We start from the raw sequence: 24883 nt of genomic DNA, 5'->3' as shown, positions 1-24883 counted from the left end.
GAGGGTCCTGTGTTACAGAGAGTAGAGTATCTAGCCATTTCAATGTGGTTGATAAAAATATTAGCAAACATATCTTTAAGCTTATGGGCGGCATGCCGTGGAATGAAAAACATGTTTCAGATCAAACCGCGTGCGAGCTTGCTCGCTTTTTTGGTCGGAATTCTGATATTAGAGTATTTTGTGAAGGAACCTAACATATTTCAATGGATTTCCGAGTTTTATTTAGATGCCGGACTTTATTTTATTTATGGATATATCCCGTTAATGTTCGTCGTCACGCAAATAAAGAAAAATTGGAATAAGGCGTAGTAATAATAGATGCAACCTTAAAGGAATGGTTTATAATTCAGCCATGTTTAGTGAAATTCACAAATAGGGAAAAGGCTATGGAGTATTCTTTGAACTGTCACCCGTGAGATAGTCACTTTGAAATAAATGCTCCTTATTTTAAGTTTTTAATCGAACCATTGATAAGACGAGAGGGGATCTATAACAGGCGATTCTCCCTAGTCTGCCTCCTGTGGAAATCTTCTTGGAAGCACGCTTTCAACTGGAGGCCACTAGATATGACAAACCATAGAAATGTCTGTTTCGATGGCGTCATGTATTCCCCGCTCAAATGAGGAATAGCTGCTGTTTGAATAAATGCCAGTTAAACAAGCCGTTATCAGGAGGAGGCTGGTGAACGATCGGTAGAAGGTAAGTTTCGTGCTGCTATGGCTTGTACCAAGTTCCTCGAGACGGAAAATGAACTTCTAAAAAAGCTCGAAGCACTTGAAGTCTTAACGACTTCCGATGCTATTTGTATATATGACTTACATTTCAAGAATAAATTCTAGAATAAGCCCTTCCGACTAGAGTGGATATTATTGGGACAAATAAGGTAACTTTTCACATCTTAATTTTTTTTTATTCATGACTAGTACCTATAAAATAGGTTATTTCATTAGTACGAGATTGCACTTTCTGACATAGGTTGTTAATCTAGAAAGCCAATTCAGAGAGGGGATCTTTACATGCATTGCAGACCAAGACCATCGCAGGTAATGCCTGCTATTGTTCATCCTACAAAATGTTGTGTGACTCATTCGTTCCAAAATGTCGTGGTTCCTCACATTCACCCTACTCATCATACTCATGTTAACCATATTAATTATGAGAACCAGTATTCCTACCCTCATACTCATTCAACTGTTAATCAAATGACAACTTCTAATATAAATCTTGGACCAGGTCCCGGCATAGCGGGAGCATTTAGCCCAGGAATGGGTATTGGGAATGGATGTGGATATGGGGGACCAGGAACAGGAGTAGCGGGAGAGTCAATTTGCACGGACATGGTACCTAAGCAAGGGCCATGTTTTTACGGAAGATAAAGAAATGTCTAAAGCCCTTCTTACACAAGTAGGGCTTTAAGTATCTTCTTCAGTAATATCCTCCACTGACACTCCGTAAAATTCAGCAAGTTTTTCTAATTTACTCTTCTTAGGAACATTAGAATTTCGCTCATAATTACTGATAGCAGTTCGAGAAACCCCTATAGCTTTAGCTACATGTTTTTGTCTCAATCTTTTTTTTAGTCTAAGTAATTTTAAGTTCATCCCTAAGTTTCCGTTCATATACTCACCCAATCGTTATTTTGGTTGCCTAAACAAAATCTTTAATCTCTAGACGGTCTTTTATGCCTTAGCACTTTAATTACAATTTTTCATCTTTTTCGGCAACCGACTCGTAAAAAACTATCTTCTGGTGGCACCAGGCTGAATTTCTTATACAATGTCGTTGATATCATTTTTCTCATTCCAGGTGAAAAAATGTATTGATATCACTCCTTTACATTCTAGACTTTCTTTTAGAAGTTACATTAAGAATCATTAAAATACATTGAAATCCATTGAAATCCGTCGCCAGTATGGCTTTTCATTTCCTTACCTTCTTACCATGCATTTTCATCCATGATTATCGTCATGGGGATTTGGATGCAGGAGCATATCCTTTTTCAAAATACCCTAGTACAGTTTTTTTGAAGTCCATCATTGAGTAATACCTCGGAAAACAAAGTTATTGGGTTTTGAAAAACGATTTATCAATTTCGCCCCACTGGCCTCTAAACATTACACCCCATCCACCAAAGAAAAATGTTGTCCATGAAATCCTGCTTTTACATCTTTAATAACACCTTTAATTATGCAATTTCTTCTTTTTCTCTCCGTAAATTAATTCGTCTACAGTGATGTCTGTTTTTGCAATCAACGCGCATATCGAATGTCTGGTTGAGTCTTGATTTGCCTACATTTTGAAAGGGTTTTTCAGTAACTTCGCAAATAGTGTTAATAGATTTATTTTTTATCTTTTCTTTCAATTCATTAGTCGATATTATTTTCAAACTATGTAGACTCCATTGCCTTTTATAATTTTCGCGCTTTTCTTACAAGCATCTTCGAAAAAATATTTTATACTACGTGTAGGGCGTTTTTATAGTCATTTGCTCATAGATTGGATTACATCTACTAGCGATATTTACCCATAAGTTTATTTTTAATCCATTGAAATAGGTAAACTCTGTTTTGTAAATGAGGGTATCATTAACGTTAACGATTTTTGTGTAGACTGAAAGTTCACTTTCGGATATCGACAAATGGATTCTAAAACTTTTAAAAACAAGACAAATCCGATGAAATTGTTATTGTCGTTAAACTTAAGATAATTTCAGCATTAGAGGGTACGTTTTTCTAAAACGTTGAATAATTTTATATGGGGGTGCTAATGGTAACTCCCTTTTTATATCTCTATGATGGGGCAGGTTTAAAAAGGTGTAATATTCTGGGTCCGTTTCTCTCAAGTGTTGGCCAAAGGGTTTAGAATCAGGCTGTTAGCTCCATTGACAAGATGAATACATTGTTTACAAGCCAACAATGAATAAGCAATAATAATTGATTATTTCTTTACGAGATATGTTAAATGAAGATTCACAATGGAAAAGAGATGTCAATTTAAAAAGCCTAATTTGTCAGCATTTTAAGAGCAATTAGGCTTTTTCTTTTCCCTATTAAAGTGCCCGTTTGTGGAACATTGGAACTTTTCATTTAGATATATAGTCTTTACGATATTATTTCCTTTACCTTGCCAGACCACCTGTATTAATAAATATAATTTGATTTACAGTCATATTACCTTTTATTGCGGGCTTTTTTTAAACTTTTTTAACAGTCCTTTAAACCTTCCTTCTTTCTCAGACAACTCAATTTCTTAAGATGTTGCATACGAGTTATCGGATATAACAGCAACTATTACCGTAAATATGAAGGGCTGCTTGGATGATTCTCTGTTAAATCTACTCTTTACACCTCTAACATCTCAATTAATTCAAATAAATACTGAGTACTAGGCTTGAACTCTCAAACTAAATGATCTCCCGAAATTAGGACAAATAAAATATAAGGCATCATAATGTAAGGGTATTAATTTAAACGTATAGCAGAGTTTTGAATAATTTTAGCGGTAGGAATGATTGTCCGGGAAGCCAATATTTTATTTTCTTTAATTTTTGCAAACAGAAGTCTTGTGCCCGCATCTCCAAGTTTTTTTACCGGTATCTCGATACTTGTCAAAGATGGGGACAAGAAAGGCGTAAAGCTTGTATTGCTATAGCCTGCAATGGATAGGTCATTAGGAATAGAAACCATACATTCTGCTGCAGCTTTGTAAATGCTCATTACTTTTAAATCGTCTGTTGCCAGTACAGCTGTCGGTAGGTGTTTGGTTTTTAACAGCCCTTTTGCAGATTCATATGCGCTTTCTACTGTATAGCCGCTATCTATAACCCATTTTTTTTGTACCGTCACTCCGTATTGGGCCATGCAATCTTTATAACCCTGCAGACGGTCAATAGAAACATGATAATCAAGAGGGGAGTGTAGACATGCGATATTCCTGTGACCTAATTCGATTAAATACTTTGTGAGATCATAGCTATCCTGATAGTTATTGGTATCTACAGAGAATATATTTTTGTATTTTCCCTCAACCTTACCAATCACAACAATTGGCAGGTTAAAGATATCTAATTGCCTAAAGAAATCTTCATTGGCAGGGGAGCTTAGCATAATAATTCCCTTAATCATCTTTTCTTTAATTTTTTTGATGCATTTTTCCAGCTCATCTTTTCCGTTTTGAGATGTCTGTAATATGACATCAAAATTATGTGCTTCTGCATTTTTAGAAATAGTATGAAGTATTTCTGAGAAAAATGGATTATTCGCAGTCGTTTTTGCAGACCGGGACACCACCATAATTGCATCGAAGCCGGAGGAAAGAGCCCGGGCTAATTTGCTAGGCTGATAATTTAGTTCTTCAATCGCTTTCAAAACACGCTCTCTGGCTTCGGCAGAAATATTGCTTTGGTTATTTAAGACACGAGATACAGTTGATTTAGAGACATTCGCCATTCGGGCAATATCATAGATTGTGTGACCCAAAAACCTCTCCTCCTTTTTAGGTTTTTAATTTTTACAATAGTTGTGTAACTTTACAATTACTTATCAAGATTTTGGGAATATTGTTATGGGAGCGATACAGGTAAATTATATGAACCAATACAATTTTCAGCAATAAAAAATTAATTACGTCCAGAATTGTTATGTTAGATACAAGATTGACAGAAAAGTATTAATTATATTATATTTTAATCGTGGGAGCGGTACCAGTCAAAACAAATTAACTTTTATGGGAGCGGTACCATATCTTTATTATTATTCATTCTTTCAGTTTGGAACATTGCTAATGATTTTTTTAAAGAAAATTGGGAGCGGTACCACAAGGAGGAGTTTATGGAAAAATTAAAAGAAAGACTTTCGTATATTTATAATGATCGGGATATTGATGGATTAAGTAAGGCGATTGTTGAGCGAATTAACAGAACTAAAGAGAAAACGCTTAAACCGCGAAAACAAAGATGGGATGAGAAAGATGTTGTTCTGATTACCTATGGTGATCAGTTCCAGGAAAAAGGGAAGCCAACCCTGGATACGTTCAAAACTATGTTTGACAAACATCTAGCAGATAAGTTTGAGATTGTCCATATACTGCCTTTTTATCCTTACTCATCCGATGATGGCTTCTCTGTCATTGATTATAAAAAAGTAAAACCTGAGCTTGGAGATTGGCAGAACATTAAAAACCTGACTGGTTCAGCGAGGATTATGTTTGATGATGTATGTAATCATATATCCGCTGAAAGTGAATGGTTTCAGGAATATCTTAAGGGCAGTCCAGATTATGAAAATTTCTTTATTGAAATGAACCCAGAAACTGATTTAAGTGCAGTTACAAGACCAAGAGCCCTGCCCTTGCTGACAAAATTTACTTTAGCAAATGGCGAAGAAAAGCATATTTGGACTACTTTCAGTGAGGACCAGATTGATTTGAATTTTAGTAATCCCGAAGTGCTTTTGAAAATGATTGATGTGCTGCTATTTTACATTGAACAAGGGGCAGAATATATAAGACTGGATGCTATCGGATTCATGTGGAAAGAGATTGGAACTTCCTGTATTCATCATGAAAAAACACATGAAATTGTGAAGCTTTTTCGAGATGTTACATATGAGGTTGCAAAAGGAACGGTCATCATTACAGAAACCAATGTCCCTCATACAGATAATGTGTCCTATTTTGGAAATGGAAATGATGAAGCCCATATGGTTTATCAGTTCCCGCTTCCGCCGCTAGTCCTTTACTCCATTCACAAAGGAAGTACCAGTGCTCTTACCAACTGGGCAAGCAAACTGCAGCCTGCGGGCAAAAACACTACGTTCTTTAACTTCCTTGCATCTCATGATGGGATTGGGGTAAACCCAATCCGCGGAATAATACCGGAAGAAGAAATACTTGAAATGATTGAGAGCCTAAAAAATGAGGGTGCACTTGTTTCATATAAGAAAAATCCGGACGGAAGTGAAAGCCCTTACGAAATCAATGTGACATACTTGGATGCATTGAATAAGAAAGTTGATCAAGATGAAATCCGTGTAAAGAGGTTTATGGCCGCACACTCGATCCTGCTTACGCTTCCAGGAGTTCCGGCAGTGTATATACAAAGTATGCTTGGATCGAGGAATGATTATGCTGGAGTCGAAAAGACAGGCATGAATCGATCAATAAACCGCCAAAAATATAACTTTAGTGATATCGCTGAAGAGTTAACCAGTAAGAGTTCATTGAGGAATATGATCTTTACTGAAATGACCAAGATTATTCAAACTCGGAAAGAAGAGTCACTTTTTCATCCAAATGCTGCAATGAAGGTTTTGGATTTCGGTGATAAGATATTCGCCTTTAAACGTTTTAATGATCAAAATGAAAGCCTTTTCGTCATTAATAATCTCACCAATGAGACTGCAGAGTGTGAAGTAAGCGGAAGATTTATCGATGTTGTCACTGGGGAAAAGGTAGTTAATAGAGGCTCTCTCAAATTAAAACCATATCAATTTCTGTGGCTGAAGCCAATCTACTAGGGGGGAAAGAAAATGATAAAAAAAGGTTTAACCATTGTTGGTACATTAATGTTGGCGGCTGGTTTGACAGCATGCGGAGGAGGAGAAAAACAGGGTGCGGATGGAACAACGACGATTGAATTTATGCACTCTTCCGTTGAACAGGAGAGACTAGCGGTTATTAATAAGCTAGTAGAAAAGTTTGAAAAGGAAAATCCGGATATTAAAATCAAACAGGTTCCAGTTGAGGAAGATTCCTATAATACGAAAATTGTTACTTTAGCAAGTGCAGGAAAACTTCCTGAAGTGCTTGAGGTGGGACAGGACTATGCAAAAGTAATGGACAAAGATCAGCTAATCGATAAAGAAGCAGTAAAGGAATCACTTGAAGCGACGGGGGAAGGGAATTTTTATGACGGAGCTCTAAAACTAGTCAAAACAGAAGATGGCAAGCAATATACCGGTGTTCCGATCAGCGGTTGGGTTCAAGGTATTTGGTATAAAAAGGACATGCTTGCAGAGAAGGGCTTTGATGAACCGAAAAATTGGGATGATGTTATGGCCATTGCGAAAGCCTTTACAGATGAAGCCAATAAGAAATATGGAATTGCATTGCCTACTGTAGAGGGCGGTTTTTCAGAGCAGGGATTTTCACAGTTTGCACTTTCAAACAATGCTAATGTGCTTGATGAAAAGGGCAATCTTAATGTCAATACTCCTGAAATGAAGGAAGCATTGGCCTATTACAAGGAATTGGCTCAATATACAATGCCGGGATCAAATGATACCACTGAAGTTAAAGACTCATTTATGAATGGTACCGTACCAATGGCACTTTATTCCACATATATTCTTCCATCTGTATTTGAAAATGGGAATACAGATAATATTGGATTTGCTATTCCTGAGCAAAAATCTAAGGCTGTTTTTGGTACAGTGTCGGCTCTAACTATTTCTTCAGGACTTGAGGATACGGAAAAAGAGGCTGCGCAGAAATTCACAGAATTCCTGGCCAAGCCGGAAAATATGACTGAATGGGTGCTTATGTCCCCAGGAGGTGCTCAGCCCGTAAATGAATTAGTTACGGAAAATGTAGACTATCAAGCAAATGAGATTGTAAAATCTTTCGGTGAACTCTCAACTGAAATTGCTGCTTCTTTTAATGAAATTCAGGTGTTTGGCCTGGTTGACGGCAAAAACTTCCTTAAAATGGGGGATATAACGAGTTCAGGTGAATTTCCTAAATTAATCAACAACATTACAGTTGGCGGCAAGGATATTGATAAAGAACTGCAAAATACTGAGGAAGCAATAAAAGATGTTATTAATTAGATAACAACACAAGGGGGGAATTACCAAATGGGTAATTACCCTCTGCTTTTTAAATTTTGTTGCCTGGGCAACTCTAAAAGTAAAGCTTCAGGGGGATACCATGAAAATACTAAAAAAAGAGAAATCAGATCTGAAACTTGCGATGATATTGCTTTTTCCAAGTATGTTTTTAATCTTATTGCTCGTTGCCTATCCCATGATCTCCAACATTCAAATCAGCTTTTTTGAACAGCCGGTGAATCCGCTATTACCAGCAACTTTTGTTGGATTTGGAAACTATATTGATATTTTAAAAGACGGTGAATTTTTTAAATCACTGGGGCTTACATTTTTATATACTTTTCTTGCCGTTGCTGGAAGCACAGCGTTTGGTTTAGCTGTTGCTATTTTCTTTAATAGGCCATTTAGGTTCAGAAAAATTGCCCGCTCTTTAATCATTCTATCCTATGTGACACCATCTATATCTTTAGTTTTCGCATGGAAATACATGTTTAATAACGGATATGGCATTATTAACTTTTTGGGTGAAGACGTTTTTCATCTGTTTGACCATGCTCCGTTATGGTTTGATAATCCGATCAGCAGCTTCATCCTCGTTGTTCTGTTTGCGATCTGGAGATACTTCCCATATGCTTTTATATCGTTATTGGCAATCCTGCAAACAATAGATACCACTTTATATGAAGCCGCTGAAATAGATGGGGCATCCACTTGGCAGAAGTTTAAAATTGTAACTCTTCCTGCCATCATGCCTGTGCTTGTGACAGTCATAACTCTGCGTTCCATTTGGCTGTTCTATATGTTCACAGATGTTTATTTGTTAACAAATAAAGTAGATATCCTGGGCATTTATTTGTATGAAACAGCATTTGCGTTTAATGATTTGGGCAAGGCTGCATCCATTTCGGTTATTCTCTTTATTATTCTTTCCATTGTTATCGTGCTATCAAGAAAGAGGGTGAAGTTCTAATGGCTATGGCAACCAGCAAAAAAAATAAAAATGCAAGGAAAGCGGCTTTTTATGTTGGTCTCTTGAGCCTTCTCACTGTTTCTTTATTTCCGTTTTTCATCATGCTTATGACCTCCTTGAAAAGTTCTAAAGAGGCAGTATCGACAAGTCCTACATTCTTTCCCAAGGATTGGACATTTCAGCATTATGTAGATATCTTCAATCCTGATATTTTTCCGTATATCACTTATTTTCGAAATAGTTTAACAGTTGCACTTACGGCAGCAATTCTTGCGGTTGTTATTGGAATTTTAGGGGCTTATGCACTTTCCAAGCTGAAATTTATGGGAAGAACGACTATTAATGCAAGTTTTTACACCGTTTACATGTTTTCGGGAATTCTTCTGGTTGTGCCTTTATTTAAAATTATTTCTGGCCTTGGTCTATACGATACCAGGACGGCGCTGATAATAACCATGATCGTGCAAACCCTGCCAACAGCCATTTTCATGCTTAAAAGTTATTTTGATACGATTCCGGATGATCTTGAGGAGGCAGCAATGATTGACGGGTTAAACAGAGTGCAGATTATTTTCTACATCATTATTCCTCTCTCTATATCTGGAATTATATCGGTTTTTGTTTATTCCTTTATGGTGGCATGGAATGACTATTTATTTGCATCCATCTTCTTATCGGATTCTGCAAACTTCACCTTGCCAATCGGGTTGAATGCTTTATTCAGCACACCGGATTATATATGGGGAAGAATGATGGCTGCCTCTCTTGTTACTGCTCTGCCAGTTGTCATTATGTATGCTATTTCCGAACATCTTATTAAAGGCGGAGCGACTGAGGGCGGCGTTAAAGGTTAATAACAGTTTCTATTAAATATTGAGAGGATGTTAAAGGAATATGAAAAAACTAGTTGCAGTAAAACCAATGGAAGCTGCATTGATAGAATATGAAAATCAGGAAATAAAACCGAATGAAGTAAAAATCGAAGTGGAGTATGCCTCCCCAAAGCATGGTACAGAGGTAATCGATTTTCGAGGATTGACTCCTTTTATGGATGAAAATTTCTCAGAAGAATGGAGGATGTTCCTTCCTCGTGAAGAAGGATCTGCACCCGGGATCGTATTTGGGGAATTCCAGCTGGGAAATATGGTAGTCGGAAAAATTATTGAAGCTGGAAGTGAAGTGACTGATTACAAAGAAGGAGAAACCGTGTGCACCTATGGGCCTATTATGGAAACCGTTGTAGTAAACGCGATTGGTAACCACCGCCTGCGGAAAATGCCTGAGGGCGGAAAGTGGCAGAATGCTGTATGCTATGATCCAGCCCAGTTTGCCATGAGCGGTGTGCGTGATGCAAATGTCCGAGCTGGTGACTATGTAGTAGTTGTCGGATTGGGAGCGATAGGCCAGATTGCGATTCAGCTTGCGAAAAAAGCGGGTGCAAGTATTGTAGTCGGAGTGGATCCGCTTGAAAATCGCTGCGAAATCGCCCTTAAAAATGGGGCAGATGTTTGCTTTGATCCGACTGCGTGTGATGTAGGGCTGGAAGTAAAAAAATTAACAAAAAAACTGGGGGCCGACTCCATCATCGAAACAAGCGGGAATTCTGCTGCTCTTCAGGCTGCTCTCAGAGGCATTGCATATGGTGGAACAATCTCCTATGTTGCTTTTGGAAAAGCGTTTCCGGAGGGTCTGAATTTCGGACGCGAAGCCCATTTTAATAATGCAAAAATCGTATTCTCCCGTGCAGCAAGCGAACCAAACCCTGACTATCCGCGATGGAATAGAAAGAGGATTGAGGACACTTGCTGGGAGTTGTTAATGAATGGGTACCTGAATTGTGAAGACATTATCGATCCGGTTGTGCCATTCTCAGAAAGTGCTGAAGCATATATGCACTTTGTTGATCAGCGGCCTGAGCTTAGCATCAAGATGGGAATTTATTATAAAAAATAGTCTGAGGAGGTACCTCTATGAAGATTGGAACGCAGAATCAGCCATTCTTTCCGGAGAATATAAAGGATAAGCTGCATTATATAAAGGAAATAGGCTTTGATGGCTTCGAGATTGACGGTAAATTGCTTGTTGACCATCTTGAAGAGGTTAAAGAAGCCATTGTCGAAACGGGTATTCCTGTAACAACAGCCTGTGGAGGATATAGCGGCTGGATCGGCGATTTCATCGAAGAGCGCCGGCAAAACGGCCTGGCAGATATAAAGAAAATACTGGAGGCTCTACAGGAAATCGGCGGAAAGGGAATTGTCGTCCCGGCAGCGTGGGGGATGTTCACTTACCGGCTCCCTCCCCATGTCTCTCCAAGAAGTGAGGAGGGGGATTGGCAGGCAGTCAGTGACTCTTTGAAATTCCTGGACAAAGCAGCCGAGGAAACCGGAACTCTTATCTTCCTGGAGCCGTTAAATCGCTACCAGGATCATATGATTAATACACTGGCAGATGCCAGGCTTTATATTGAAAAAAATCAGCTTAAAAACGTGAAAATCATGGCGGATTTTTATCATATGAACATCGAGGAAGATGACATTTCAGAAGCACTGCATAAAAACCGGGAGCTGATTGGGCATATTCATCTTGCTGATAATCACCGATTTCAGCCAGGAAGCGGTTCACTTGATTTTAAGAAATATTTCAGTCAATTAAAAGAAGAAGGCTATGAAGATTTCCTGACAATTGAATGCAGGGTAAGAGGCGAGCACCCTGAAGAAGAATACAAAAAATCACTTCATCACCTGAGATCATCTTTGACATGAGAGGAGCTTCACAGTGGAAAAAAAAAGAGTGGCAATTATTGGCGGGGGACAAATTGCCGAGAAGGTACATGCTTCATACTACCGCAAACGTGAAGAGCTTGAAATCGCTGCAGTTGTAAGCCCCAGCGCTGATCGTGCCAGAAGTTTTGCTGAGCGTAATGGCATTTCCCATTATTATACGGATGCTGCCGAAATGTTTACAGCAGTCAATCCTGATATCGTCAGTGTCTGCACTCCCAATAAATTTCACTTCAAATATGTAATGCAAGCCCTGGAAGCTGGCTGTCATGTACTGTGTGAAAAGCCTCCTGCGATTTCTGCTGATGAAGCCAGGAAAATGCAGGAAGAAGCAATTCAAAATAAACGTGTTCTTGCTTATAACTTTCATCATCGCTTTGCAGATGATGTTCAAATCCTCAGGGAAAAGGTAGCTGAAGGTATTCTTGGAGATGTGTATGCAGTTAAAGCTAGTGCATTGCGCAGAAGTGGTGTACCCGGCTGGGGCAATTTTACGGATAAGACTTTACAAGGCGGCGGACCTCTTATTGACATAGGAGTACATATGCTGGATGCTGCTCTGTATGTCCTTGGTTTTCCGAAAATAGAAAAGGTGACAGCGAAGATGTTCCAAAAAATCGGCACCAAAAAATCCGAAGGTTCATTTGGGGAATGGGATCCGAATAAATTCGAAGTGGAGGATTCCCTTTTTGGGTTCATTGAGCTTGAAGGAGGAAGGCTTCTTCAGCTTGAAACATCCTTTGCTTTAAATATGAAGGAAACCTCGATTATGAATGTAGAATTTTACGGAGATCAGGCTGGCGCCACCCTGCTGCCTGCCCATATTTATACCGATGAAAAAGGCGGACTTGTAACTTTATTGAAGCAAGAGAAGGCTGACCCGGATCGCCAGGAAAAAGGCATGGCTGCATTTATTGATAAATGCCTGGGGGAAGATGTCATGCTGGCAGATGGAAAACAGGGATATATCATCCAACAATTAGTCGAAGCGCTCTACCAATCTGCTGAAAAAGGTGAAAGTGTATCCTTATGAATAGAGAAATGATGATTGAAAATAATAAATTTGATTTGCGTTCTTTGAACAAATTTGCCAGTGTAATGGCTCAAGGCAACGGTTATTTGGGCCTTAGGGCTGCACATGAAGAAGATTATGCAGGGCAGACGCGCGGTCTATATGTTGCAGGCATTTATAATAAAGCCACAGCCAATGAATCGTCCGATTTGGTAAATCTGCCGGATGTGCTGGCAATGAAAATCGAAATGGACGGCGAAATCTTCTCTCTATTAACAGGGGAAGTTTTGGGATTTGAACAAAGATTGAATCTGGAAACGGGCGAGCTGGTAAGGGAAATCCTCTGGAAAAACAAAGCTGGCGCCCGCTTTCAGCTGGTTTTTCAGCGTTTCGCGGCCAAGCATCACCTTCATATTATTGCCTCTAAAGTGACAATAACCAGCCTGGATAAAAACGCAAGCTTGAAAATTGTTTCAGGCATTAGTGCACAGCAGACTAACTTCGGCCGGCAGCATTTAATAGAAGAAAGTGTCCGGGTATTTAATGAGAAAATCATGCAGGGTGTCTATAAAACTACGGAATCTGGGCATTTGATTACCTTGGCGGCACAAAACATACTGCCTGAAGGAAGCGTGATTTCATTTTCTTCGAAAAATAGGGAGTTAATGTCATCAATCAAAAAAGAAATAAAGATTAACGAGCCATTTGTGTTGGAGAAGATTGGAAGCATCTATACATCATTGGATCAGGTACTTGAAGGGGATGATCCTGAACATTCAGCCCGGAATGCTTTGGATGAATCTGTTCAATATGGGTATCAGGTTCTACTGAACAAAACAGCAGGCAAATGGAAGCAATTTTGGAACCAAAAGCGTGTGAAGATTTCATCAGCTCATGAATTCGACCAAACAGCAATGGATTTTGCGCTATATCATGTTGAAATCATGACCCCTGCTCATGATGAGCGTCTTAGTGTTGGGGCGAAGGGATTAACAGGGGAAGGCTATAAAGGGCATGTATTTTGGGATACAGAAATGTTTATTTTGCCATTCCACCTATTTACAGAACCGGAGACGGCAAGGAAACTGCTTCGCTATCGCTATCTTCATCTTCAGCAAGCGAAGGAAAAGGCTGAACAAACAGGATATGCGGGAGCGTTGTTTCCTTGGGAAAGTGCCTTTTCGGGATATGAAGAGACACCCGAGTATGCGGCCATTAATATAAAAACCGGTAAACGGCAAAAAGTTGCTTCAGCAATAGCAGAGCACCATATCGTAGCAGACATCGCCTATGCGGCAGTACAGTACTTCCAAAATACAAATGATGAAGTTTTTATGAAAAAAGAAGGGCTGGCTCTCCTTAAAGATACTGCCCGGTTTTGGATCAGCCGTGCCGTTGAAGATCATGGGATGCTTTCTCTAAAAGATGTAATCGGACCCGATGAGTATACGGAACATATTGATAACAATGCGTATACGAATTATTTGGCCTATTATAATGTCAAACAGGCACTCTTTTACATGGATTGGTTTGGGGAATATGATGAATGGCTGTCGGTTCGCGGAAAAGACTTTTTAGAAAGGCTATATTTACCGAAGCCAAACAAGAATTTGGTCATTCCGCAGGATGATACGTTTCTGGGAAAACCGGAGATTGATCTCTCGATTTATAAGGAAAATCAGGGCAGCCAGGGGATATTACTGGATTATTCCCGACAGGAAGTAAATGAGATGCAAATCTTAAAACAGGCAGATGTCGTTATGCTTTTGTATCTGTTTCCAAATCTATTTTCAAAGGATATTGTGGAAAAAAACCTTCATTACTATGAGGAGCGAACCATTCACGATTCTTCCTTAAGCAAAGCCATACATGCAATTGTTGCAGCCCGCTGCGGCTTCCTGGAAACAGCGTACCGCTTTTTCCAGGAAGCCTGCTTAATCGATTTAGGTCCTAACCCGCATTCCTCGGATGAAGGGATTCATGGTGCCTCTCTTGGTGCTATTTGGCTTGCTGCTATTTTTGGATTTGCGAACGCACAAATGGACGAGGACATGTTATCGATAGATCCCAAATTGCCTGAAAATTGGTCAGAAATCGTTTTTCCTTTGGTCTACAAGGGAAGCCGGCTGGAGATTAGGCTGACCCACGAGCAGGCGGAAATTATTAAACTTTCGGGACCTGAAGTAGAGATGAAAATAAAAAACAAGAAACATAGATTAAAAAATAAAATAGAAGTGAAATTTAAAGATTGCTTCTCGGAATGTGAGGTTCAAGAATGAATAATAATAGCATCGATGCCGTCATTTTTGATTTGGATGGAGTTATTACGGATACAGCTCATTATCACTTTCTGGCATGGAAGCAGTTGGCCGAGGAAATGGGTATCCATATAGATAAAGAATTTAACGAGCGTCTTAAAGGGGTAAGCCGAATGGATTCCCTGGAGCTGATCCTGCAGGAGGGAAATCGTCAGGAGGACTTTACTTTAAGCGAAAAAGAAGCAATGGCTTCCAAAAAGAATGAGCATTATTGTGAGTTTTTAAAGAAGCTGACGCCTAAAGACATTTTGCCGGGTATCCGTGACCTGATCTCGGGTATTAAAGCGGATGGGCTCTCCATCGGACTTGCATCCGTTTCCATGAATGCAGGAACCGTTTTAAAAGCACTGGACTTGGAAAGTGTTTTTGATTTCTGTGCTGATGCTTCCAAGATCAGCAAATCCAAGCCCGATCCCGAGATTTTTTTAACCGCATGCAAGGGGCTTGCTGCCATCCCGAATAGATCCATAGGCATTGAGGATGCTGAAGCTGGAGTCAGTGCCATTAAAACTGCAGGCATGTATGCCGTTGGAGTCGGGAGCACATTGAAAAAGGCTGATTACCTAGTGAATGCTACTGAAGATCTTAATTGGAATGAAATCAAAGAGGCCTTTCAAAACTGGTGTTTAGAAAATAAAAATTCATATTAATTAGAGCAGAAACTTTCATTTGAAATGCTGTTTACAGTTAATGCTTAGTCAAAAAACCTCTATTAACAGGATTCATATATTGATCTGGCAATGTAAATAGCATAAAAATTGCATTAACTCTATAACAAAACTAATATGATTCCCTTATATTAGTCAGAGGAAAGAAAACATACTATACTGACTATTGAACTTACCCCACCAATCTACTGACAGTAAAAAATGACCCCGGTATTGCTCCGGGGTCATTTTTTTAACCAATTGATACCGCCACTGATTGTATCCCCGTATCACTCGATCAACTAAAAATCTTGAACCTATCTTTAATAAGGTAATACGGTGCAAATAAGACAATAAATTTTCTATGGAATTCTTCGATAACCTGATCCCTTTCATTTGTAGCCCTATAGAAATATAAATATTGAAAATGTATGAAATTGTCTGGTTGACCTTCTCAAAAGGCATAAACAGAAAATGGACAAGTAAGAGTACATGAATAATTTCAAGATTAATTCACAATCTAATTGAAACTAAATGTTAAGGGGAAAAGAAATAATGAACGTAAACGAACTAGGTTTCTTATGGTACCTACAATCAAGTTCAAATATGGTGAATGTACTTTTGAAATATTATCAAGCAACTGCAGAAGACGAAGATTTGAAAAAAATTTTAAAAGAGATTTTTTCGTTGTCTTTGTACCAAGAGAAAGAAGCAGAACGATTTCTTTCTGAAACCAAATACAACAGTATTCATTTCTTTAATGAAGAAGATATACTGCATATTAATTCTAGAGTTTTTTCTGATCAACTAATGATTGAAATATTAAAACACATATCGGGGAATGGATTACGCGAGTTGGCAATCCAATATTCGGAACTTACAGATTATAAAGTGAAAGTTTTTTATTTGGACATTATAAATAAACTGTCAAGAGTTGACTTATTATTATTCGAATTATTACAAAATAAGGCGCTACTACAGAATAAATCATTTGCTTTTACAGAAGCAGAAGATAGAGACAATTTATTAAAAGTAGCTTCAACACAGAGAAGACCACTAAACACTGTTGAATTATCTCATATGGCAAGTTCTTTGCAATGTAATAATGTTGGTTTAGCAATATGTACAGCATTCTCAGAAACTGTTAGTGATATGAACACCAAGCAAATACTAATAAAGGGGAAAAAACTTGCATTCAATCAGGTATCAGTCTTATCTAATCTTTTTAAACAAAATGGCGTAATTGTTTCAACTGGATTAGAGTCTTTAGTGTTTCCTTCAAATGAGGCACCTTTAACGGATCGATTAGTAGCAAATTTAATAATGTTTTTAAATCCAATTGGTATTAATAATTTACAAAGTGCTGTGACCTCTAGCTATAAAAAGGAACATATAAAAACCTTGAAAAAATTGATTAAAGATGTTGAGGACTTTTCTAAAGATGTTTTTAAGCTGCTAGTTAAAAAAGACTGGTTAAATGAGCCTCCAGTGGCAAAATGGACAAATTAGCAATGATTAGGATTAAAGAGAAGAAGGTGAAATAAATGGAAAAACTCAGCACTTCTCTGGAGGAGAACTATAAATTTTTTCAACAAAGGCTTAACCATTGTGAGGATGTAGAGTTTAGGATATTAAATCCATATAAAAAAAAAGATAATGAAATAATTTTTTTGTACTGTGAGAATATGATTGATGAACTGATGGTATTCGAGACATTATTTGAGAAAATCATTCAAAATTATCCTAAAAAAAACGAAAAGATTGACAAATCTATTTTAAAAGATGTATTTCCAACAACATCAATATTTTTTTTAGATGATGTACAGGAAATAATTACATACCTATTTTACGGATTCTGTATAATTTTGTTTCCGAATAGTAATAAAGCAGGTTTAGTATGTTATTCTCAGAAAGATTTTCGACAAGTTGGTGAACCTCAGTCTGAAGTTGTAATTAGGGGACCAAGAGAGGGATTTGTAGAAGTAATTAGGACGAATATTGCTTTGATAAGGTCTAAATTACCTAATGCAAACTTAAAGGTGAGATTAAAGAAAATTGGAACCGAATCAAAAACATTTACTGCTGTAATATACATGGAAAATAAGGTACCACTAGATACACTTCAAAAGGTACTAACCCGCATTGATAAAATTGATATTGAAAGCACACATGAATCTGGGTCAATTGAAAGAAGGTTAGAGGAGCATCCATTCTCACTGTTCCCTCAAATAGTTCATACTGAAAGACCCGACAAACTAGTATCTGATGTAATGGAGGGGAGAATTGCAATTATCGTAGATGGAAGTCCGCATGCTCTAATTTTGCCATCTACCTTAAAAATGTTTCTTCAGGCTTCGGAAGATTATTATGAAAGATATTGGCTTGGAGCAGCACTCAGAGTAGTACGCGTTTTTGCATTTTTGATTGCTTTATTATTACCGTCGTTTTATATCGGTGTAACTACATTTCACTTGGAAATGCTTCCTACTGAATTAGCTTTAGCAATTGCAACGCAAAAAGAAGGAACGCCATTTTCTGCTTTCTTCGAAGCTTTGTTGATGGAAGTGTTCTTTGAATTATTAAGAGAGGCTGGCATACGGCTCCCAATGCCTGTAGGATCTGCAGTTTCTATTGTTGGAGGGCTAGTTATTGGGGATGCAGCAATTCAGGCAGGTATTGCTTCACCTGCAATGGTAATTGTCGTCGCGTTAACAGGTATTGCTTCATTTGCCATTCCTAGGTATAGTTTTGCTATTCCTTTACGGATTTTGAGATTTGGATTAATGATAATTACCTCATTTCTAGGTTTATTCGGGTTAATGATTGCAATAATTGCCATATTTATTCACATAACATCTTTGAGTTCATTTGGTGTACCTTATCTTGAGCTTTCATATTCTAGTTTTAAAGAAATGTTTTATTTTGTAAGACCCTCACACATGAAAAATAATAAAAAATACACAGAGGGTGAATTTAAATGAAATCATTAGGAGTTATTGCAATCATACTCGTACTATTACTAAGCTCATGTACTAATAGTGAAGAAGTGGATAAACTTTCATTGATTTCAGCTGTAGGGTTAGAAAAGATGCCGGATAATGAATATAAAATAATAATTCAATATTTAATGCCTAAAAAAGACCAAGAACCATTACCAATAACAAAAGAGGTAGATGGACTATCTATTTATGAAGCAAATAATAATTTGAACGAATTTTTACCTAGAAAACCATATTGGTCACATAACTTTGTAATTCTTTTAAGTGAGGAATTAGCTAAAGAAGGGATTCGTAGTCAATTGGATTTTTTTAGAAGAAATCCTGAAATGAGACAAGATACGCTAGTTGCGATTACAGAAAGCCCAAGAAAGATTTTGTATAATTTACAAAAACAACAATTATCAGGACAAACACTAAAATTGATTGCCAGACAGGCTTCAGCGCGTAAAGGACTTGGTGAGGTAAGCACTTTACATAAAGTATATCAAAATTTATTTTTCAAAAAGCCATTCCTAACAATTACACATATCTTTTTAGATGGAGAAAACCCGCGTATAGATGGTTTCTCAATATTTGATAAAGATAAATATATAACCACTATTAAAGGAGATGAAGCAAGAGGTTTAGGTTTTTTAAAACTAAAAAATAAATATTCATCTGTTACGATGAATTGTCTAGATAAAGAAAACAGGCAAATTACATTTAATTTAACCAACATACACAAAAAAACGAATGCTTATGTAAATGATCTTGGCATTTTTGAAATTCGTCTATCATTGGAATTTGAGGCATTTCTGGCTGAAAGCCATTGTATGAGGAATATCAGTGATACTGATACAATCAAAAAATTAGAAAAAGCACTTAACAAAAAAATAAAAGAATTAGCAAAAAAAACAATAGAACATTCACAACAAAATGTAGAAATTGATTATTTCGGATTTGGAAATCTACTATATCTAAATCATCCAAAAAAGTGGAAAGAAATAGAAGGTGAATATGAAACCGTTTATAAAAACGCCGACATCAAACTTAAAATTAATACAAAAATCGTCCAAACAGGTGCAGTGAATTAGTAGGGGTGAATTCGATGAAAATTGCTGAAATTAACTACCTCCAATTAGCTTCGATAATTTTTATTCAGATATTAGGTACAAGCTTACTAATCATTCCTGGTACAGTAGTAGAAGTTGCTGGAGTAGATGGCTGGATTTCACAAATTGTAGGCACAATAATGGCGTTAATTGTAGGAATGATGGTTTTTTATTTATATAATAATTTCCCTCAAGACAACCTAATAATTATTTTTGAAAAATTATTCGGTAAAATAATAGGAAATATTTTTGGTTTCGGTTTTGTGATTTACTGTATACTTTCTCTGAGTACAGTTATTAAACAGGGATGTTCGATTACAGGGTATATTTTTCTGCCAGAAACATCACCTTTAATATTCTTTATTGTGTTTTTTTTGATTGTTGTATACATTACCAAAGTGGGGATGAATGCTTTAGCAAGGACAAATGTATTAGTTATGCTATTATTAATTACCACATTTTTAGTTATCATCATTACCGGAGTTCCATTGTTAAATGTCCCGTTAAAACCATTACTCTCAGAAGGGTTGTTTCCTGTACTTAAGGGATCCCTATCTCCCATTAGTTGGATGGGCCAGGTTATTCTAATTACTATGATATTCCCATACCTTACTTCTGGTAATAAGAAAAATATTAAAACAACAATTTTAATGACTTTAATTGTAGTCGGGATTGATCATACACTCATTACTATGTTTACTTTAGGAATCCTAGGGTTGGAGGCTAAAGATTTACTTATTCCGGTTTATAGTGTAGCAAAGTTAATTGAGATAGATTTAATTTGGAGAAGGTTGGACGTTATGATAATGTTTTCATGGGTAGCTGGAGTTACTTTGAAAATGTCCTTTTGGTATTTTTGTACAGTTTTAGCATTAAAACAATTACTACATTTAAACAAATATGAACCGATTATAATTCCCCTAGCATTTTTAACCTTTGTAATTGCTTATTATTCAACTAATAATACAGTAGAATTGACATTTTATCTCGGAAAAATATATCCAATTCTTTCATTGTTTTCTTATGAATTCACAATTCCTCTTATCATGTGTCTAACTTTGTTTATTAGAAGGAAACGAATTAGCAAGGACAGTAAGGAGTTTACACCGTGATTATATTTTCAATGTTTATTCTCATTTGTATCATCATGACGGTTATAGAAATCAGACCCTTAAAAAAGAATGACAAAAAAAAATATTTGGTGGTGAACGGATCAATTCTAATAATTTCATTTATTATTTTTTTAATTCATGAAATACACAATTTTTCCATAACAAATCTTATGATTTCAATTTTTAAACCATTTGCAGATACAATCTTTTCTTAAAGGAGATTAGGAAGCAGTAGCAAGCCAAAGCAATTTGGATTGGAGTAATTCCACGAAGTTTATATCTAGATAGAAATTACCGACTTTTCATTATTTAATTATGGATCAGAAGGGTGCTGGATTAGGTTATGATCGTGTAATCCCAGTGCTTTAAAACCTGGTGATTTAGCGATTCACATATATAGCAGAACACTTCAGTGCCCTTCAGTTTATTAAAAATTGCGGATTGGAAATAGCGGATGAAGAGCCACCATCTCACAACAGGAATGGGTATTGAAAATGATCAAAATTGTTAGAAAGTCAAATTTAATTCAACAGTAGAATTATGAAAGAAGGCCCTATAATCACAGCCAATCTACCAATAACAGAAGTGATTGTCCAGCTTCGGAGAAGAAAAAATAAAGGCTGTCCTGCATGTTCGACTTACATAACAGGCTTTTAAAAATTTATTTGGCTGAATATAAACTATAGCTTTTCTCTTGAAGTTATTAGATATTTACAGAAGTTACCTAACATTATCCCAAAAACAAAAAAAGCAATTCCTAAAAATACTGGACCTAGTAATATTCCAAAAAAAGTTAACGTTTTAGAGTAAAAAATTCCTAATGTACCCAGGTATGCCCCACTGACGAAGGGGAGATAAAAGTAAGGTGGATTATCACCTTGAGCCTCTTTTACTGCATCACACATTGCAAATACATATACACATGGATAAAACAAAAGCCATTGAAAGTCTGTAACTTGGATAGCTTCGTTAATTCTCCCGTTGAAACTTAACATGATTAAGCTGTTTAGATTAGAATTAGTATTAATTAAAAATTCTAATATGATAAGAATTGTACCCTTTATAACCTTTCCGTTTAATAGCTGCCCGAAACCCGGAATAGCAATGCTCCAAAGTAATTTCTCTAATTTATCATCATTCATAAGTACCAACTTTCCCATTGATTTTTTTCCTTTATTTTTCCCCGGTCAAAAAAGTAATATGTCAAACCAATAAGATGTTCCCTTAAGTTAGCTGTATTACTTTTGCAATTCAATGGTATATGAAAATGGCTTTGAGCTATACTGGCTGCCGGATAGAAGCATATGAGTATATAACTACTGCTACTGATTATATTAATTTATTCACCTTGAATCAGCTATCTATGGTTAGATAGGCTTAAAAGTGTACTTGACGTTCAATCAGACCTCCCTGGGTATGAGTACAGCCTCTTTCCCTCCATCTTTCTGCACCTTCTGTAGTATGGATTTTGTTTCGATTGTGCAAACTCATCCAATGGTACCTAGCTCTATATGAAGTTCGTGTTCCTCTGACCGTGTTTGCCGCTCGTTTCCTTCATATTTCCACATCTCTACAAACACCACTGCCTTCATGGCTTGGAATTACACCCTATAGTTTGCTCCACTGCTGGTCGTACATAAAAAAACTTATAACCAATCTCCATTAAGTGTTTGTTTAATATATATTGTGTTTTCAAGTCAGGTCAGTCTTCGATAATCATGATTATGTTTTAAAACGTGATAAGATTTGAAATATTAAACATTTATAGAACAAAATGGCTATAAGCATTTCAAATGTGAATGTAAAGATTCTGGATAATTTGGAAAATATAAACAAAGTAGGAGTTGATACCTTAGTGTATGAGGGAAAGTATTGTACAAATAATAAAAAGTGGTAAATAAATATTCAGTTGTTGGAGGAATTCAAATGACATTAGTGGCATATAAAGCAAGTTCAATAACAGAAAAAAAATCAATTTTTGTACTAACCGAAAATCACCAATATCGTATTGACGAGCCAAATACACTTGAAGGAAAAGAAAAAGGGACCAACCCGCTTAATACCTTTCTTGGTGCTTTAGCTGCAAGTGAAACTATAATCGCCAATATGATTGCTGAAGAAATAAATTTTTGTCTAAACAATATCGAATTTATTATAGAGGGACAAATCGATCCTATGGGGTATAAGGGGGGGAATTTAAATCCCACATTTCGTTACATAATTATATATGCAGAATTGGATACAACTGAATCGGAAGATAAAATTCAAGAACTCAAAAAAATGACTACATTGAGATGTCCTATCTTAAATATTATTAATTCTAAAAAGGTAAGCATTAAGTCGATTTGGAACAAAAAGAAATAAAAATATCAAGTCATGGCTGTGTTGAATAAAGACGAAACTGAAGTTATGGATAACTGCTAAGTCATGCATACACAAACAATACTGGTTTTAGCCTTCTAGGCCATGCAATGGAGATAGCAGAAGGAAAAGGCACAGAAATTACCATTGAAAGGAAAGCCGTTTCGATCCTTCCAAAAACAAGAGAGCACGCTGTAAAGAATATTATTCCTGAGGCTCCAAAAAAATCATAAAATGGCTATCAGACCGTATTCAAAAAGAAAATACTGATGTTGTGGACCAAGTGATTCTTTGTGATCCCATAACTTCAGAAGGACTTTTAATACCGTTCCTAAAACAGAAGATGAATTGCTCCTTAAAGACCTCAAGGAAAAAGGAGTAGAATCTCCATCATTGGAGCTGTTACAGAACAGAATCCTGGAAGGGCTAATGTGAGCTAAAAAAGGACTAGAACAGAGTCCTTTTTTACCTTTTCCTACAAAACAAAAACAGGGAAGTGCACATGAGAAAATTCTTAATGCTCATAACTATCTTTTCACTGATGCTTTAGTTATAAGCGAGCCTTAAATGAAGCTTTACCGCTGTTATTCAGTAAATCTGTCAAGTAAATTGAAGAAACGATTAAACATTAAAAGACGCCTTTCTAGCGATTGTTGAAGATCCGGATATTCTAGATGCTTTCGGGGCAAGTAGATTGAAAGCGACAAGCTATGAAGCATCCGATCCCATCATGAATCATAATGCCCTGAATTCTATATACATGAGGATACATCCTGGGGATTCACTTCTTCCTATCTTAATACAAAAAGGGAATAATAATTTTGAATCTCGGTAATCATATGTGGTGGATAATCATCCTCTAAAAATGGAGTGAACAATCCAAAAAAATATTTATATTGGGTTAATTAAAGTACCAATACAAAATTCAGGAGGTGAAACGAAGTTACTAAAAGAGAATTTCATTAAGGAGATTGAAATGGTTACAAATGCACCTTAAGATGTTCAAGCGTAACTTTTAGAATTATTTTAGCAAGTTTTAGGTCGATATCGAATTTAGTTTAAAGAAGGGCATAAGCTCTGAATTCAACTCAATAATTTATTGAATTGGTTTGAATAAACTTTTTGGGAGGTTAAAAAATTGCCACAAAGAATTGATTATTACAATGTAGCACCTGACGCATTTGACATCATTGGGAAACTGGACAAGTATACGGTTTCTACAGGTATAGATCGTAAACTTCGTGAACTTATTAGACTTCGTGCTTCTCAAATTAACGGCTGTCCACTTTGTATGTATATGCACACAACAGATGCCATGAAAATGGGTGAATCAGAAGAAAGAGTATATTGTATTAGTGCTTGGGAAGAGTGTGAATTTTACTCAGAAGCAGAAAAAGTAGCTTTAGAGTTGACAGAGCACGTAACCTTAATCCCGACAAAACGAGTGCCAGATCAGCTTTATCAACGGGTGCGTAACCACTATGACGAAAAACAGTATGTTGACCTTGTTCTAATTATTAATCAAATTAACACTTGGAATAGAATCGCTATTGCAATGGGGCAAACCGAAATTGAAAAATAAGAACTCTAAGCGACCCACATAGCCATCGCTGGCTTCCGAGCGCTTTGAGCTCATTAATCAAACTATTCGTAAGTATGATTTACAAATTAAGTTATTCAATTAAAAGAAAGAAGGAATCTAATATGACAGTTATTAATGACGTTAAGACAACTTTAGCAGGACTAAAAAGTGCTCAGGCTAGT

The 24883-nt window shown here is 36.7% G+C and carries 20 protein-coding genes; 17 read left to right on the top strand and 3 right to left on the bottom strand.

Annotated elements, in window-relative coordinates; genetic code table 11:
• The first annotated feature begins 42 nt into the window (after window positions 1-42).
• Window positions 43-309, top strand: a complete 267-nt coding sequence (locus tag DFO72_RS30810) for a GerAB/ArcD/ProY family transporter (RefSeq protein WP_395858215.1) — start codon at window positions 43-45, stop codon at window positions 307-309.
• A gap of 707 nt (window positions 310-1016) precedes the next feature.
• Window positions 1017-1376: a CotD family spore coat protein gene (locus DFO72_RS27800; protein ID WP_113885610.1), complete on the top strand. Its 360-nt coding sequence runs from the start codon at window positions 1017-1019 to the stop codon at window positions 1374-1376.
• 36 nt (window positions 1377-1412) lie between these two features.
• Here the strand turns inward: DFO72_RS27800 and DFO72_RS27795 are convergent, their stop codons facing one another.
• Both DFO72_RS27795 and DFO72_RS27790 read right to left on the bottom strand, forming a co-directional pair.
• A complete protein-coding gene (locus DFO72_RS27795) occupies window positions 1413-1619 on the bottom strand; it encodes a helix-turn-helix domain-containing protein (RefSeq protein WP_113885609.1) in 207 nt (68 codons plus the stop codon).
• Window positions 1620-3461: 1842 nt separating this feature from the next.
• Complete coding sequence (locus DFO72_RS27790; protein WP_113885607.1) at window positions 3462-4478, bottom strand: LacI family DNA-binding transcriptional regulator; 1017 nt, start codon at window positions 4476-4478, stop codon at window positions 3462-3464.
• Between the two features lie 351 nt (window positions 4479-4829).
• On the opposite strand from DFO72_RS27790, the gene DFO72_RS27785 reads away from it, so the two are divergent.
• From DFO72_RS27785 to DFO72_RS27725, 13 genes are all read left to right on the top strand, one after another.
• On the top strand, window positions 4830-6515 hold the full coding sequence (locus DFO72_RS27785) for an alpha-amylase family glycosyl hydrolase (protein ID WP_113885606.1): 1686 nt from the start codon (window positions 4830-4832) through the stop codon (window positions 6513-6515).
• A 12-nt stretch (window positions 6516-6527) separates the two neighbouring features.
• Window positions 6528-7826, top strand: a complete 1299-nt coding sequence (locus DFO72_RS27780) for an ABC transporter substrate-binding protein (protein WP_113885605.1) — start codon at window positions 6528-6530, stop codon at window positions 7824-7826.
• Window positions 7827-7926: 100 nt separating this feature from the next.
• A complete protein-coding gene (locus DFO72_RS27775; RefSeq protein ID WP_113885604.1) occupies window positions 7927-8796 on the top strand; it encodes a carbohydrate ABC transporter permease in 870 nt (289 codons plus the stop codon).
• 5 nt (window positions 8797-8801) lie between these two features.
• Complete coding sequence (locus tag DFO72_RS27770; protein WP_395858214.1) at window positions 8802-9650, top strand: carbohydrate ABC transporter permease; 849 nt, start codon at window positions 8802-8804, stop codon at window positions 9648-9650.
• A 40-nt stretch (window positions 9651-9690) separates the two neighbouring features.
• Window positions 9691-10749 (top strand): zinc-dependent alcohol dehydrogenase, encoded by a 1059-nt coding sequence (locus tag DFO72_RS27765; protein WP_113885602.1) that lies wholly within the window; start codon window positions 9691-9693, stop codon window positions 10747-10749.
• Window positions 10750-10766: 17 nt separating this feature from the next.
• Entirely contained in the window at window positions 10767-11561 is a 795-nt protein-coding gene (locus tag DFO72_RS27760) for a sugar phosphate isomerase/epimerase family protein (protein ID WP_113885601.1), read from the top strand.
• A 13-nt stretch (window positions 11562-11574) separates the two neighbouring features.
• A complete protein-coding gene (locus tag DFO72_RS27755; RefSeq protein ID WP_113885600.1) occupies window positions 11575-12612 on the top strand; it encodes a Gfo/Idh/MocA family protein in 1038 nt (345 codons plus the stop codon).
• Window positions 12609-14870: a glycoside hydrolase family 65 protein gene (locus DFO72_RS27750; RefSeq protein WP_113885599.1), complete on the top strand. Its 2262-nt coding sequence runs from the start codon at window positions 12609-12611 to the stop codon at window positions 14868-14870. Before DFO72_RS27755 ends, DFO72_RS27750 begins: the two co-directional genes overlap by 4 nt.
• A complete protein-coding gene (pgmB, locus tag DFO72_RS27745; RefSeq protein ID WP_113885598.1) occupies window positions 14867-15559 on the top strand; it encodes a beta-phosphoglucomutase in 693 nt (230 codons plus the stop codon). Before DFO72_RS27750 ends, pgmB begins: the two co-directional genes overlap by 4 nt.
• 552 nt (window positions 15560-16111) lie before the next feature.
• The gene (locus tag DFO72_RS27740; protein WP_113885597.1) at window positions 16112-17065 is read left to right on the top strand and encodes a DUF3231 family protein; all 954 of its coding nucleotides are present in this window, start codon (window positions 16112-16114) and stop codon (window positions 17063-17065) included.
• A 35-nt stretch (window positions 17066-17100) separates the two neighbouring features.
• On the top strand, window positions 17101-18537 hold the full coding sequence (locus DFO72_RS27735) for a spore germination protein (protein ID WP_113885596.1): 1437 nt from the start codon (window positions 17101-17103) through the stop codon (window positions 18535-18537).
• On the top strand, window positions 18534-19628 hold the full coding sequence (locus DFO72_RS27730) for a Ger(x)C family spore germination protein (protein ID WP_113885595.1): 1095 nt from the start codon (window positions 18534-18536) through the stop codon (window positions 19626-19628). The genes DFO72_RS27735 and DFO72_RS27730 overlap by 4 nt, the downstream gene beginning before the upstream one ends.
• Window positions 19629-19642: 14 nt before the next feature.
• Window positions 19643-20758, top strand: a complete 1116-nt coding sequence (locus DFO72_RS27725; protein WP_113885594.1) for a GerAB/ArcD/ProY family transporter — start codon at window positions 19643-19645, stop codon at window positions 20756-20758.
• Between the two features lie 680 nt (window positions 20759-21438).
• Here DFO72_RS27725 and DFO72_RS27720 read toward each other — a convergent pair.
• The gene (locus DFO72_RS27720; RefSeq protein ID WP_243856300.1) at window positions 21439-21918 is read right to left on the bottom strand and encodes a hypothetical protein; all 480 of its coding nucleotides are present in this window, start codon (window positions 21916-21918) and stop codon (window positions 21439-21441) included.
• A gap of 766 nt (window positions 21919-22684) precedes the next feature.
• Between DFO72_RS27720 and DFO72_RS27715 the strand changes: the two genes are divergently transcribed.
• Window positions 22685-23122, top strand: a complete 438-nt coding sequence (locus tag DFO72_RS27715; RefSeq protein ID WP_113885592.1) for an OsmC family protein — start codon at window positions 22685-22687, stop codon at window positions 23120-23122.
• A 1135-nt stretch (window positions 23123-24257) separates the two neighbouring features.
• Window positions 24258-24701 (top strand): carboxymuconolactone decarboxylase family protein, encoded by a 444-nt coding sequence (locus DFO72_RS27710; RefSeq protein ID WP_113885591.1) that lies wholly within the window; start codon window positions 24258-24260, stop codon window positions 24699-24701.
• The last annotated feature ends 182 nt before the right edge of the window (window positions 24702-24883 follow it).

The organism is Cytobacillus oceanisediminis (assembly GCF_004366035.1).
Classification (GTDB): domain Bacteria; phylum Bacillota; class Bacilli; order Bacillales; family Cytobacillaceae; genus Cytobacillus; species Cytobacillus oceanisediminis_C.
Note: the sequence above shows the minus strand (reverse complement) of the source record. Positions and strands in the feature narration are given on the sequence as shown.